Annotated in this window: 1 protein-coding gene; it reads left to right on the top strand. The window is 71.5% G+C overall.

The window, feature by feature from the left end; all coding sequences use genetic code 11:
• Nucleotides 1-89 precede the first annotated feature (89 nt).
• Nucleotides 90-288 (top strand): hypothetical protein (locus G6030_RS15360; protein WP_007632212.1); only part of this gene is annotated, 199 nt, incomplete at its 3' end.

The raw sequence follows: 288 nt of genomic DNA, 5'->3' as shown, positions 1-288 counted from the left end.
GGTTGCTAGTGTTCACTTGATCGAACACACGAGCGATCCTCGCCCGGTCGGGCGGCGATCACACCCACGCACGAAGGGGGCGGGCACCGATGACGCGAGCACCACAGCCGCACCCGGACGGCTCCGTCAACTGCCCCGCCATCGCCGCGGCCGGCGCCGCCGCCGTGCAGGCCCTGTACACAGAGAACATCGCCGCCGCCGCCCGACTGCGCGCCTGCTACGACCTCTACACCGCGTGCGAGGACGAGCAGGAACGACGCGACCTGGCCGCCGGCTACGACCCCGAGC

The sequence above is a fragment of the Dietzia sp. E1 genome (assembly GCF_014145015.1).
In the GTDB taxonomy this organism is placed as follows: domain Bacteria; phylum Actinomycetota; class Actinomycetes; order Mycobacteriales; family Mycobacteriaceae; genus Dietzia; species Dietzia cinnamea_A.
This window is presented reverse-complemented; position numbering and strand designations above follow the sequence as displayed.